13 protein-coding genes are annotated in these 13,993 nt (G+C 56.7%); 1 reads left to right on the top strand and 12 read right to left on the bottom strand.

Features of this window, described 5'->3' with window-relative positions:
• Positions 1–90 precede the first annotated feature (90 nt).
• The 12 genes from GXX82_05350 to GXX82_05405 form a co-directional block, all read right to left on the bottom strand.
• On the bottom strand, positions 91–969 hold the full coding sequence (locus GXX82_05350) for a branched-chain amino acid ABC transporter permease (protein NLT22453.1): 879 nt from the start codon (positions 967–969) through the stop codon (positions 91–93).
• Positions 970–1,098: 129 nt separating this feature from the next.
• The gene (locus tag GXX82_05355) at positions 1,099–2,229 is read right to left on the bottom strand and encodes an ABC transporter substrate-binding protein (GenBank protein ID NLT22454.1); all 1,131 of its coding nucleotides are present in this window, start codon (positions 2,227–2,229) and stop codon (positions 1,099–1,101) included.
• A gap of 170 nt (positions 2,230–2,399) precedes the next feature.
• Positions 2,400–3,095: a TetR/AcrR family transcriptional regulator gene (locus GXX82_05360; GenBank protein ID NLT22455.1), complete on the bottom strand. Its 696-nt coding sequence runs from the start codon at positions 3,093–3,095 to the stop codon at positions 2,400–2,402.
• Between the two features lie 291 nt (positions 3,096–3,386).
• On the bottom strand, positions 3,387–4,166 hold the full coding sequence (locus GXX82_05365; GenBank protein ID NLT22456.1) for an enoyl-CoA hydratase/isomerase family protein: 780 nt from the start codon (positions 4,164–4,166) through the stop codon (positions 3,387–3,389).
• A 67-nt stretch (positions 4,167–4,233) separates the two neighbouring features.
• On the bottom strand, positions 4,234–5,124 hold the full coding sequence (locus GXX82_05370) for an SDR family NAD(P)-dependent oxidoreductase (GenBank protein NLT22457.1): 891 nt from the start codon (positions 5,122–5,124) through the stop codon (positions 4,234–4,236).
• Positions 5,125–5,302: 178 nt separating this feature from the next.
• Entirely contained in the window at positions 5,303–6,148 is an 846-nt protein-coding gene (locus GXX82_05375; protein ID NLT22458.1) for a 3-hydroxyacyl-CoA dehydrogenase family protein, read from the bottom strand.
• A 31-nt stretch (positions 6,149–6,179) separates the two neighbouring features.
• Entirely contained in the window at positions 6,180–7,826 is a 1,647-nt protein-coding gene (locus GXX82_05380; GenBank protein ID NLT22459.1) for a (2,3-dihydroxybenzoyl)adenylate synthase, read from the bottom strand.
• Between the two features lie 34 nt (positions 7,827–7,860).
• A complete protein-coding gene (locus tag GXX82_05385) occupies positions 7,861–9,048 on the bottom strand; it encodes an NADH:flavin oxidoreductase (GenBank protein NLT22460.1) in 1,188 nt (395 codons plus the stop codon).
• A gap of 41 nt (positions 9,049–9,089) precedes the next feature.
• Positions 9,090–9,869: a crotonase gene (locus GXX82_05390; protein ID NLT22461.1), complete on the bottom strand. Its 780-nt coding sequence runs from the start codon at positions 9,867–9,869 to the stop codon at positions 9,090–9,092.
• Positions 9,870–10,332: 463 nt separating this feature from the next.
• Positions 10,333–11,409, bottom strand: a complete 1,077-nt coding sequence (locus GXX82_05395; GenBank protein NLT22462.1) for a TRAP transporter substrate-binding protein — start codon at positions 11,407–11,409, stop codon at positions 10,333–10,335.
• Between the two features lie 57 nt (positions 11,410–11,466).
• On the bottom strand, positions 11,467–12,771 hold the full coding sequence (locus GXX82_05400; GenBank protein NLT22463.1) for a TRAP transporter large permease: 1,305 nt from the start codon (positions 12,769–12,771) through the stop codon (positions 11,467–11,469).
• Entirely contained in the window at positions 12,764–13,249 is a 486-nt protein-coding gene (locus GXX82_05405) for a TRAP transporter small permease (GenBank protein ID NLT22464.1), read from the bottom strand. Before GXX82_05405 ends, GXX82_05400 begins: the two co-directional genes overlap by 8 nt.
• 355 nt (positions 13,250–13,604) lie before the next feature.
• On the opposite strand from GXX82_05405, the gene GXX82_05410 reads away from it, so the two are divergent.
• The coding region (locus tag GXX82_05410; protein NLT22465.1) for a helix-turn-helix domain-containing protein at positions 13,605–13,993 on the top strand (389 nt) is incomplete at its 3' end.

The raw sequence follows: 13,993 nt of genomic DNA on the forward strand, positions 1-13,993 counted from the left end.
AACGGCAGGACAGCGAGCGCCGCAAGGATGATCGCGTGGACTAAAAATGTTTTCTTAAAATTGGATCCGGAATTGAGCTTTGCCATAGCGCTACCTCTCCCCTGCCTTTCCGAACAATCCCGCAGGCCTGACGATCATGGTTATGATGAGGATCACGAATACAAGCGTCTCCGCTATGGTCGGCGAGATCCAGATGGAGGCGAGGGCCTCGACCTCCCCTATCAGGAGAGACGCAAACAGCGCTCCCATGACATTCCCCAGTCCTCCGATGACGACGACGATGAATGCCCGGAGGATAACGTCTACGCCCATCGTCGGGTAGACGAAATTGATGGGGCTCATGAGCACTCCTGCGAACCCGGCAAGAGCGACACCACCCACAAAGACACCTGTATAGATCAACGGAACCCTGATGCCCAGCGCCCAGGCCATCGTCCTGTCCTGGGCCACCGCCCTGATCTTCGCGCCCGCGCTCGTGTATCTCAGCGCATACCATATGAGCAGGATCACACATATGCCAATGCCCAGGATAAGCAACCTGTAGACGGGATAGACAGTGCCCAGAAACTCGACCGTCGCGGTCACAGGCATGTCCATCCTCTTCGTCTCCGCGCCCCAGATGAGCTGCGCAACTTCCCTGAACATCATACCGAGGCCGAATGTGAGCAGGAGGTGAAAGATCGGATCACGTCCGTACAGCCTTCGAAAGAGTATGAATTCCGTGAACAGCCCCAGAACGGCAACGCAGGCCACTGCGACCGGCACGGCTATCCAGAAGTTCGGGATGACGCTCATGACCGTGTACCCCATGAAGGCTCCCACCATGTAGTACTCGCCGTGGGCAAAGTTAACAATATCCATGAGGCCGAATATGATGGTGAGCCCCAATGCTATGAAGGCGATCACCGTACCCCACACGAGACCATGGAGAACCTGCGGCAAAATTACGTATATCAGGTAATCAATCAAGAGCTACCTCCCTCCTCGGGCCAATTCAAATGCGAGCACCGACTGCATATTCCTTTCTACCGATTGCAGATCGTGAAAGGGAGGGGCGGCGAACCGAACGCCGCCTCTCCTCCTTCACACCGTGTTCTTCTAGTTAGCCCTTTCCAAAATCTTGTACTGTCCTCCATTGGCTATCTGGATCATGTAAACGTCGAGAACCGCCTGGTGGTCAGGACCCATCTTCTTGCTTCCCTGGGGGCCCTTGTACGTGGAGCCTTCAATGGCCTTGACAAGCTTGTCGGTATCCGTGGAGCCGACCTGCTTGATGGCCTGCGCGACCCACATGACACCCTCATAGGAGCTGAGCGCCATCTTGCTCGGCGCGTCTTTGTAGCGGGCCATGTAGTTTTTCACGAAAACCTTGTTCTCCGGTGTGTCCATCGAGGAGACGTAGAAGTCGGCTATGATGATGCCGTCTGCGTTGCTGCCATGCGCCTTGATGATATCGGCGGACACAAGCGACCCGTCGGCGGCGAGTTTCATCTGCTTTCCAAGACCATACTGCTTGACCTGGGAGACAAGCGACACGGCATCGTTGCCGGCGCAGATCATGAGCAGGACTTCCGGTTTCGCGGCCTTGACCTTGCCGAAATAGGATGCGAAGTCCTTCGTTCCCAGAGGAAACCAGGTCTCGCCGATTATCTCAGCGCCGTTCTGTTTCAGGAACTTCGTGTAGACTTCCGCTGTCGATCTTGGCCAGGCATAGTCGGCGCCGATGATGTAGTACTTCTTGCCCAGATTCTTCACCATCCACTTCGACTGGGGCTTCCCGGTGATCTCACCGTTGCCGAAGCACCGGAAGGTGACCTTGTTCCTGTTCTCACCGGTGATCTTCATGGACTGGGCCAGCGTGACCATCATGAGCTTGTTGTACTTCAGCGCAACGGGCATCATGGCGAGAACAGCCGATGACGTGGTCGGAGGAATGACGAAGTCCACTTTCTGATCGAGAATGAGGCGCTCCAACTTCTGGGTCGCCAGCGAAACGCTGGTTGCGGAATCCTCGACCACTACCCTCAGTTTCTTTCCGATGACTCCACCCTTCTTGTTGAGCTCGTCAACAGCCATGTTCACTGCATCAACCTGCTGTTTTGACAGGGCGGCATAGGTCCCTGTCAGGTCGGAGATACACCCGACCACGATCTCATTGGCGGCCTGTGCCTGAAAACCGAAGAGCACGGCCGAAACAACAATTAAAGCGACGGCGAGCAAACGTTTCATAAGACTACCTCCTGAAAAAAGTTTAACAACAATCCGTAGAAATCACGGTTCGACGGCCATCTTGTCCGGCTACCGTGCTGATTCCGGACATCCTGCACCCTTCTGGCCCGCTGTTCGTGCCATTTGTACCTGCGTCCCTGAGGCCACATTTCAGCGCACAATCCATGACATCACGTCATCTGCTTGTTCTTGAGCGGCTCCCCTTTCGGGCGCCGGCCCTCCGCCGCGCTCTTTTTCGCGGCGGTCGCCATTTTCGTATCCTCACCGCTCACCGATTGGATACCATTCATTATCAGCTTGATCGTCTGCTCGCGGAACTCCAGAAGGTCCCAACTCTCGTCCTTGAGAAGCCAGCGTGTAACGTAATGCTCAAGAGTACCGAGGAGCAGTTCCTGGATGATGACCGGGTCCATATCGTTCCTCACGGACCCTTCCCGCTGCCCCTGCTCGATGATGCCACGCAACATCTTGAACCACCCCCTGAAGAGGCGGTATCCGTTGGTTTTCTGGAAATTCTTGTTGACCCTTAATTCAAGCATGGCAATACGCGCGTAGGCCGGGTTTGTCTTGAAAAAATAGAGGTAGTACCACGCGAATTTCGCCAGCTTGTTGCGGGCATCCTGGATCCCCTGCAGGTGGAGCTCCAACCCCTCGCAAAATGCGTCTGTTCTATCATTAGGTATGAAGAACAGGAGGTCTTCCTTGTTCTTGAAATGCTGGTAGATCGTCCCCTCCGCCACTTCGGCTCTCTGAGCTATCTCCGAGATGCTGGCCTCGAGGTAACTCTTCCCGCCGAACACCTGGATGGCGGCCTTGACTATCTGCTCCCTGGTTGCGTCCCTTTTTCTATGATGAGTTGCGCTCATAAATTAGATGAATATTATTTATTTCATTCTGTGCCACATGTCAAGAGAATAATATCACTAAGTTTTGCACAATCGCCTGTGCTTCTCTAACTCGTTAATATGCCTTAGGAATTTAGTAACCCTTCTTCAGTCCGTCTGGATCAGTCCAATTATGAATCAGATTCAGTTTTTATTTGAATCAGATTCATTTTTCCAGTATTGACTCACCGTATTTCACCCTATGCACCCGTCGCTCGTAGAATGGACCCTGTACGGTACTCCACCGCCCACAGCTACACCACTCCGATGCACTCAACGTGATTTCTTAAAGGGGTTGACGATCGGCTGCGACCCGAGGCACAGGACCTGGTTGCGGTTCTCGAGATAGATGGCCGTCTCGAGGCTGGCCGACCCTATGTTCTGTCCGATGACCTCCTTCGTCATTCTGAGGCCCAGAACGGACTTCTGGATCATCTTCTCCGCGAGCTCGCGCGCCTTCGCCATAAGGTCACCCTCGGGCACAAGGTAGTTGACGAGACCCCATCTGCAGGCGGTCTCGGCGTCCATTGTCTCTCCGGTCAGAAGATATTCGTTGGCGATGGCGAGCGGGACCTGCCGGGGAAAATGGAAACTGCCGCCCATGTCCGTCCCCGTCAGACCGATGTTGATATAGGAGGCTATGAACTTCGTCGTCGGATCGGCCACACGCAGGTCGCAGGCCAGCGCAAGACTGAAACCGCCCCCCACCGCCCATCCGTGAATGGCGCCGATGATGGGTTGGGGCGCCCGCCTCATGAGGAGAATGACCTCGGAGATCTTGTCTTGATCTATATAGCGCTGCTCCGGGGTCTGCCTGTAGACGGGCGTGTTCGGATCGTCTATCTCCTCGATATCTCCGCCGGCACAGAAGGCCTTGCCCTTGCCCGTCATTATGATCACCCGGCATTCTTCCTCGTTGTTCTGTCTCTCCCTCCAGAAATGGAGGAGTTCCGCCCTCATCTGTATCGTATGGGCGTTCAGCTTGCCGGGAACATCGAGTGTCAACGTGCCTATCTGTCCGTCGAGATCGAAATGAAGCGTCTCATACATCATAGGGCCTCCTTCAGGATCTTCAGTACTTCGAGCTTATTTGCCTCATTCTTCACAAATATCAATCTTATCACCCTCGAACATCTTCAGGACAAGAGCCAGCACCGTTACCCTCCTCCTTCGCTGCCTGCTCTTCATTCAGATACCTCTCACAGATCTCCTCGTCCGTGGCAACGAGACCCGTCACTCCGCCATCGCCCTGGGACGCCAAAAAGACACAGGCCCGCACCATCTTATCCGGTGTGTCCCAGCGCGACCTGTCCGCGGCGGCATGGAGATACGCCATGCCCTCCGTGCTGACCGCTCCCCGCGGCTTCAGACAGTTGACGGCAATGTTGAAAGAGCGCACCTCTTCGGCAAGTCCGACGGTTAAGCGCTCCAGGGCGGCCTTTGACACGCCGTATGCGATGCCCGTGTTCACCGACCCCTTCTGCGTCGCCTGGATGGACGATACGTTGATGATACTCCCAGTCCTTCGCTCCATCATGCCGGGCAGCACGGCCCGGGCGCATAGAAAGGCCCCCGTCAGGTTGACCTTAAGGACCAGCTCCCATCTCTTGAGCGGCATCTCCCACGCGTGCGCGGGAAAGGCAATCCCTGAATTGTTCACCAGAACGTCGACCCGCCCGAAGAGACCGATGGCTCGGGATACCATGCCGTTCACCTCAGCCTCGTCGGCAACATCGCACCTCACGGCATGCGCCTGCCCGCCGGCCCGCCTGATCTCTCTCGCCGTCACCTCGATGCTTCCCGGCATCGGCGGCCTCTCGACCTCTGTCCGCGCGGCGACAACCACGATCGCCCCTTCTTTCGCAAGCCCCAGGGCCATCGCCTTCCCCACCCCCCGGCTCGCCCCCGTCACTATCGCAACCCTGCCCTCAAGATCCATTTCCACCTCACAGGACTCATTATACCCATCCGCGCCCCGACTATCCACTCCCTTCTCTTCCCCCAAAAGCATGAATCCTCCCCTGCCGGCCGGCAGGGGAGGATTCTGTTTCAGGAGGAGCTGCTTTTGAGAGGAGTTGGATCAACTCGCTTTGATCTCTCATTGAGCTATCGCGAAGATAAATGGCGGACCGGCCGTTTAGTTAGGGGGGTAGTTAGGGGGTACGGGCCGGTCCTGCCATGTGATAGCCTTACGTGTAATCGTAGAAACCCTTTCCGGATTTCCTTCCCAGCCAGCCCGCGGTGACCATCTTGACGAGGAGCAGCGGGGGGGCGTACTTGGGGTCTTTCGTCTCCTCGTAGAGGCTGTTGGCGATCGAAAGCTCCGTGTCGAGGCCGATGAAGTCCACCACTTCCAGCGGTCCCATGGGATGGTTGACGGCGAACTTCATGGATATGTCTATCTCGTCCCGTGTCGCTATGCCTGCCTCCAGCATCCTGACGGCGCCGAGGAGGAAGGGGGTGAAGAGCCGGGTCACGATGAACCCTCCCACGTCGGGGGCGACGACGACCGTCTTCCCCAGGGTGGCTCCCCACGTCTTCACGTCGTCGATGATGTCCTGGCCCGTCATGATCGTCTTGACGAGCTCAAGGAGCTGCATCACGGGGGCGGGGTTGTGGAAGTGCATGCCCATGACCCTCTCCGGCCGCTTCGTGGCGACCGCCATGTCCGTGACGGACAGGCCGGAGGTGTTGCTGCCGAAGATCGTCTCCGGCTTGCAGATGCGGTCGAGCTCGGCGAAGGTCTTCTTCTTCAGCTCCAGGTCCTCGGGGATCGCCTCCTCGATGAGGTCGCAGTCCGCGAGGTCTTCCAGCTTATTGCTCGTCTTGATCCTTCCCATGATGGCATTCTTCTCGTCGGGGGTCATCTTGCCCTTGTCGACGCGGCCCATGAGCCTCTTCTCGATGCCCTTCAGACCCTTCTCTATCATTGCCGGCACCGTGTCGACGGCCACGACCTCGTAGCCCGCCTGCGCGAAGACCTGAACGATGCCTGATCCCATCTGTCCACATCCCAAAACGCCCAGTTTCTTTATTTGCATTGTGATCTCCTTATAACAGCGTTGTCTACTTGAGGCCCAGGCGCTCTACAAGCTCCTTCTTCAGAAGCTTCTTATCGTGTTTACCAGCCTGGGTCATGGGAAAACGGTCCACGAACTCGAACCTTTCCGGGATCAGGAGCTTGGATGCCCCGTTTGCTTCCATGAAGGTCACGATGTCCGTGTCGGACAGTTTTGCTCCCGGGACGAGGCGCACGAAGGCGCAGACCCTTTCGCCGAGGTCCTTGTCGGGCATTCCGATGACCGCGGCGTCCGCTATCTCTTTGTGGCCGCAGAGTATCTCTTCGACCTGGGCAGGACTGATGTTCTCGCCGCCGCGGATTATTATGTCCTTGATCCGTCCCGTTATCTTGATGTATCCCTGTGCGTCCATCTGGGCCTGGTCGCCGGTCCTGAAGAAACCGTCCTTCGTGAAGCTCTGGTCCTTCGCACCGGCTGCCAGCAGGTAACCGGCGAAGATCCCCGGCCCCTTTGCCGCAAGTTCACCGTCAACACCGGCGGGAAGCTTCTTCCCTTCCCGGTCGATGATCCTCACCTCGTCGTAGGGGCAGGTAGCCCGTCCGACGGTGCTACAGATGGTCTCGATATCATCGGTGAGCTGGGACCTGCACAAGAGGCCCTCCGTCATACCGAACTCGTTGATGTACGTGCAATGAAGTTTCCTGTAGACCTCCTGAATGAGGTCCGGGGTACTCGGCTCGCCTCCGGCGGAGATCTTCCTGAGCGATGTCAGGTCGAAATTGCCCATTTCCGGGGCTTCCATTATTCTCCTCACGAGGCTGGGCACGCTCGGCATATAGGTGATCTTCTCATCCTCGATCAGCTTGCAGATATCAGCCGGTCTCGTCGAATCCGACAGGACCAGCTTGTACGCGAAAAGCAATGACCCGACCACGTTGAGGACCGCCAGGTTGTGCCCGACGGGAACGATGACGAGGCACGCGTCGGTGGTGTTCATCTCCCAGCCTTTATGGAGGTATTCCACGTTGCATATGTAGTCGTTGTGTGTCCGCGGGATGCCCTTCGGAAGGCCCGTTGTCCCGCCCGAGGGAACGACGTGGCAGACATCGGTCGGCAGGGGCTTCGCGAGCTCCAGCCTGTTCCTGTCCTTCGCGGTCACGTCCCTGTCGAGAAGGCTCTCGAAGTTTATCGCGTCACCGCCTGCCTTGTTCTCTGAACGGACGAATATGATGTTCTTGAGCTGGGGGTTGGCCTTCCTCACGTCCCCCATGAAGGATGTGTAATCTATCTTCCTGTACCTTTCCGGCACTATCCATGCCTTAGCCTGGGTCAGGTTCGCAAGATGCCCGACCTCGAGCTGCTTGTAGCCGCTGATGAGGATGACGGGTATGGCCCCGATCTTCTGCATGGCAAAATAGGAATAGACGTACTCGGCCCAGTTGGGCAGCTGCAGAAGCACGGCATCGCCCTTTTTGATCCCGAGATCGAGAAGGCCAAGGGCCAGCCGGTCGACATTGGCCCTAACCTCGGCAAAGGTCAACCGCGACCTGTCATCGACAAGGCCTTCCTTGTTGGGAAACACATCGGCGGTCTTGTCGATGACGTCGCCGAGCGTCACGCCCGTCCACCAGCCATGGGCCCTGTAGGTCGTTTCGTCCTTATTCTTGTGTTTCGGATATGTGGGTGTGCTCATATCTATGCCCCTCTTGGAGTCCTTTCAACCGGCCCTATTCCTGTTCCTGTTTGATCGCGCCGGGTTTTGCCATCTTCGGCAGGAAAGGCTCGGGTGCGCTGGTGTAACCGTCGGGATAGCGGACGCACTTCACCTGCTCGTACCGTGAGTCGGCCTCAAGGCACCAGTTGCAGGCGGCGCACTTCACGATCTCCTTGTCCCGTCCTTCCTTCGCCTTTATCGGCCAGTCGGGGTCGCACAGCAGGGCGCGGCACAGGCCGATGACATCCGCCTTGCCTTCCGCGAGTATCTCTTCCGCGTGCTTCGGATCGCGGATCTTGCCGGCGACGATGACGGGGGTCTTGTAGCCTGCTTCATTGACGGCCTTCTTGATGCCCTCGGCCAGGAACACGTGGGTTCCGTCGGGCCACCAGTACATCGGGCTCATGCGGTGTCCGCTGTAGCCTGACATCGGGTCGGGAGGATTGCCTTCCGCCGGCGTGACGGCGTCTTCAAACCGGCTTCCCGCCGACACGCTGATGTAGTCTGCTCCGAGCTCGGCGAACTTCTTCGCGATCCTGGTGCTCTGCGCGAGAGTGCTGCCGGGGATACAGAAGTCTTCGCCGTTGATCCTCACGCCCAGGGGGAAGTTCTCGCCCACGGTCTTGCGGACTGCCTGGTAGACCTCGATGGGAAGCTTCATCCTGTTGTTGAGGCTGTTTCCGCCGTAGCCGTCGGTCCTCGTGTTGCACAGGGAAAGGAAGGATGAGAGAACGTAGGCGTGCGCCATGTGGATCTCGATGAAATCGAAGCCCGCCGCCATGGCACGCTTGGCCGCCGCGACGTGGTCCTCCACGATCTTCGGAAGCTCCTCGGTCTTGAAATCCTCCACCTTCTGTCTCCACCCGCTCTTCGCAAGCTTCAGGTGCTGCATGATCTGCACGCCGATCTTCACTTCCTTGTTCGCCTCCCGCATTGCCGCCACGAGTTTCGTGAGACCGGGAACGTATTCATCGCTTGAGATCCTCAGGTTATACGGGCTCTTTGAGGAAATGATGACGGCAGCTTCCACGACGATGCCGCCCACGCCGCCTTTTGCCTCTCTGATATAGCGTTTGATCAGCTCATCGGTGACCATGCCATCTTCGGTCGTGAGACCGGAAACCATTGACGTCCTGTGGATCCGGTTGGGGAATGTGACTCCCCTCATCGTGATCGGTGAGAACAGGTTCGCGTAACTCATTGTGTTCCTCCTCGTTTCTTTAGTTGCCTGCAGCCGGTCAATCACTTGCCTCTGAACACAGGCTTTCTCTTTTCCAGGAATGCCGATAGACCATCTTCCGCATCCTCTGAGTTTGCAACTTTGTCATAGATGGAGAGTTCCAGCTTCAGCGCCTCTTCGAGGGAAAGAGCAAGGCCGCGATCTATGGCCTCCTTGCTTCCCTTGATCGACAAAGGACCGCTGGCCGCTATCTTCTCCGCTATGGCGGTCACCTCGCTATTCAAGTCCTCCGGAGCGCATACCTTGTCGACGAGCCCGATCTCATATGCCTCGCGGGCATTCAGGATGGCGCCAGTGAGTATCATGTACTTCGCCCTCCCGGGTCCGACGAGCCTCGGCAGCATCTGCGTCCCTCCGTAGCCAGCCATGACCCCGAGCCCCGCTTCGGGAAGCCCCAGTTTCGCCTTCTCAGAGGCGATCCTGAAGTCGCACATGAGAGCGACCTCCAGTCCGCCGCCCAGCGCGTACCCGTTGACGGCGGCGATCATGACCTTGCTCGACGTCTTTATCTTGTAGATGATGTGCTGGTTGCCGGTGATGAAAGCGGTCCTGCCTGACCCCGCTTCCTTGATCTCCTTCACATCGGCCCCGGCTATGAAGGCCTTGCTTCCCGCGCCCGTGATAACCGCCACGACGATCGCGGGGTCTTTCTCAATGTCATCGAGGGCTTTGTCCAGTTTTGTGAGGACGCTGTCGTTCAATGCGTTCAAGGCTTCCGCCCTGTTGATGGTGATATGCGCGATGGAACCCAGCTTTGAAAATAGAATGTCTTGTTCGCCCATTTGTTTCACCTCATGGAAGCTCATTTCATGTAATGAAATATACCATACGGAAAATTATTGTCAAGAAAATTCATGAGAACTTTTCGTTACCCTTCTATTACGGCCTATTAGCTTGATATCCGGCTGTGCTCACCATCGACTGTCACGCCATGTTGTGAGTGCTCAGTTCACGTGATGGACCATAGGATACCGGTTTCAGGTTTCAGGTTTCAGGAGTAGAAGACCGTCTCACGTTTCAGGTTTCACGTCAGAACAACCAGTGCGAAGACGGGGGGGAAGAAGGGTGGCGGGATGAGGAAAGGATGGGGATCGGGATGACGGGGGAGCCTTCGGGCTGCCCGGCATCATCGGAGCCCCCTTAAGACTGGTGCGATTCCTTTTGTCCTTTGCCTGGAACCTGGGACCCGAAACCTGCGACCTCAACGAAACGGAGGGGCCGCCAGGGCCCCTCCGTTTCACGCGGCTATTTCTTCTCGTAGGGGCTTTTCAGCTTTCTTTCTTTTTCCTGCTTGCTCCAGTAGTCGATGCGCTCATAGATATAGTTCAACTGGGCCTGCATGTCGGCCTTCTTGGATCCCTTGCTTTCCATGCTCTTCATGTAGTCGTCGATGACGGGCTGCACTGCCGCCTTCATCTTCTTTAGCTCCGCGTCGGGAAGGGTGAGGACCTTTCCGCCCTTCGACACCAGGTAATCCATGCCGGCCTGGTCGGCCTGCAGGGTTGTCACCGCGTGCTTGTCGACCCATTCCTCCGCCGTGTCCGTCATGATCTTCTGGACGTCCTTGGGCAGGGAATCCCATTTTCTCTTGTTCATCGCCACGTAGAAGGTGAATATCGAACCGGCGCCGCGCTGGGAGAGGTAGCCGTACTTCAGCACGTCACCGAGTCTGAAGCCCTTCCATATCTCCATCGCGTCGTAGACACCGTCAAGAAGACCCCTCTGACACGCGTCGTACACGTCACCCATCTCGAGCGCGACGGGGGTCGCACCCATGGCCTTGATGATGTCGGCAGGCCTTCCCGTTCCCCGGATCTTCATGCCCTTGAGGTCATCGAACTTCTTCAGCTCCTTCTTCGTTGTGGCAAGGATCTGGGGACCGACGGACCAGAAATAGAGGACATGGACCTTGTCCCATTCTTTCGGTTTGAACTTCTTGTAATAGTCCCATTTCACGTGGGTCGCCACGAAACCGCTCGTGTAGCCCACGGGCAGGTCGAGTATCTCCGTCACCGGAAAGCGTCCCCTGGTATAGCCGATGTGGCTGTGCCCGATGTCGGCCACGCCGCTGACCACCCCGTCGTACGTCTTGGGAAAAGTGGTCAGCGTACCGCCGGAGTAATGGGTGATCTCAACCCTGCCGTTGGTCCGTTTCTTGACCTCATCACAGAACGCCGCCATCACCGGCGCCGACGAAAAGGTCATCGGGTGGGGGTTGGAAAACTTCAACTTGATGACCTTCTCCTGGGCCATCCCTGCCGAGACACCTGTCACCATCAGTGCCACCGCCATCAGTGCCACCAAAAACCATTTTCCTTTCATTGCATCCCTCCTTTGTTATTCTTGCGGAGCCTTCGCGCTCCTTATCGCCTGTATCGGTTACCTTCCCATCAGATACTTCGGAAGCCATGTAGCGATCTCCGGGAACACGAAGAGTATGGCACCGAAGACCGCGATGCCGGCCAAAAAGGGCATGACACCCTTGTAGACCTGTGACATGGGCGTGTTCGTGAGTTTGTGGACGACAAACACGTTCGAGGCGACGGGTGGGATAACGATGCCTATCATGACGGTGATCGCTATCATGATGCCGAACCATATGGGGTCGACATTCATCTTCTGCACGGCTGGGTAAAAGACGGGCGTCGCAAGTATCATGAACGCGAGGTCATCGATGAAGGACCCACCGACGAGATAGACGAAGAAGATGACGACGAGGATGATATTCTTGTGGACGGGGAGTTCCATGACCCACTCGGATATGTACATGGGAATGTTCGTAACCGTGATGAAATGGCCCAGCACCGCGGAACCAGCTATGAGCATGAGCAGCATGCAGGCGGTCCTGAGACCCTCGCCCATGGCCGTCACATAACTCTTGAACGTAAGCTGCCGCCCCACGATGACCATCACGAGGACCGCGGCGACGCCGATCCCGCCTGCCTCCGTGGGCGTGAAGAACCCTTTGAGAAGCCCGACGATCATGAGAAGGAAGACCCCGAGGACAACGGCGACCTCAGGCAGGGACGCGAACCTTTCCTTCCAGGTGGACCTCCCGCCGGCGGGTGCGAGTCCCGGGGTGATCTTCGCCCAGATAAAGATCGTCAGGATCCACAGCACGGCTATCCCCAGCCCGGGGAAGATACCCGCCAGGAAGAGGGCGCCGATCGACTGCTCCGTGATCAGACCATATATAATAAGGAAGATGGTGGGCGGCATGAGGCAACCCAGGGTTCCGACGATCGCCACGAGCCCCGTGCCGAGTGTCCTCGAATACCCGTAGCGGTTCATCTGGGGGATGGCGAGGTTCGAGAACGTGGCCGCCGTCGCGACGGCGGAGCCACAGAGGGCCTTGAAGGCCGTCGCCCCGCCGACGGTTGCGACCGCCAGCCCTCCGGGGATGTGCCCGAAGAACTTGTACGCGCTGTCGTAAAGCTTACCCGCTATGCCCGAAACGAAGGCGATCTGGCCCATGAAGATGAAAAGGGGAAAGACCGTGTACGCGTAGGATGCGAAGACCTCATAGACATCGCTCGCGACCATGTGGGACGCCGCGGCAAAATCAACCAGGTACGTAAATCCACAAAACCCCACAAGGATCATGCAGAAGGGCAGTTCCAGCCCGGTAAAGAAGAGTGCCAGAAGCACCACAAGAGCTATGATTCCGACCGTGACCTCATTCATGGACTTCTCCTCCGTAGATCTTCACGATGTCGCAGAACAAAACGACCGACAGGGCGAAAAGACCCCCGGCTATTCCGTAGACCACGGGATACATCGGAAGTTCAAGCGTGCCCGTCACCTCGTTGGCGATCTGGAAACCCCGCCCGATCCTTATCATATTGACGCCGATAAAGATGAACATCACTATCCCGACACACCTCGTGATCGTTTCGACCGTATTCCTCACCCTTGACGGCCAGGAGTTCAGAAGAAAGTCAACCGCGATGTGACCCTTCATCCACGACGTCATGGGAACCGTGAAACCGATCACTATGCCCCCGCACATCGCGGTGATCTCCACGGCACCGGGGACGGGATGCCCGAATATCCTCAGGAGCACATCCGCCGTGGTCAAAACGATCACGAAGGTCAGGACGACGCCCGAGATGCCCTGCATGAAGAGAATGACCTTGTGAACACCCTTCAGGAATGACTTCATAAAAACCTCCCGCGCAAGATCTGAACAGTTTCTGTCGTATCTACCGGCCGAACACCATTCTTCACCCCCAACGGGAGCGGTGGGTCCGATCCTCTCGATGCGTCCCGCAAGTCCATTTTCCGGCAGGATTTGTTGGGGCATCTGTTCCACATAATGGTCAGGTATTTCATTCTGTGATTTTAGCAACGAAAAATGAAACTTGTCAAGAGATTTATTCTCGACAGAGGAAGAGTTTTCCTTTATACAATATGTACACCACGCGAGACCGCAGACGGGTCCCTTGAGAAGTTATCTTGACATATTTCATACAATGGTATTTCATATAGTGAACTAGGTTACCACGAGGTGAAATGTTATGAACAGGATCGATACTGAAACGCGAAGCGACAAGGGATTCTACAACCGGTCCCTTGAGAGGGCCCTCCAGATCATGTGCGCCTTCACCAGCGAGCGGAATGCCTACACCCTCACGCAGCTCACGGAAGCGGTGCGGCTGCCCAAGGCCACGACCATCAGGCTCTGTTCCACGCTTATCAAATACGGCTTCATGAAATTCGACCACGCGTCCATGCAGTATTCACTGGGCATCAAGCTCTTCGAACTGGGGAGCATAGTCTACTCGTCGCTCTCCCTCAGGAAGACGGCGTCTCCTTTCCTGCACCAGCTCCAGGTAAGGTCGGGCAAGACCTGCTTCCTGGGTATTCTCGAAAATGATGAACTTGTCTATCTCGACAAAAGGGAAAG

Origin of the sequence: Syntrophorhabdus sp., from assembly GCA_012719415.1 — a bacterium.
Taxonomy (GTDB): domain Bacteria; phylum Desulfobacterota; class Syntrophorhabdia; order Syntrophorhabdales; family Syntrophorhabdaceae; genus Delta-02.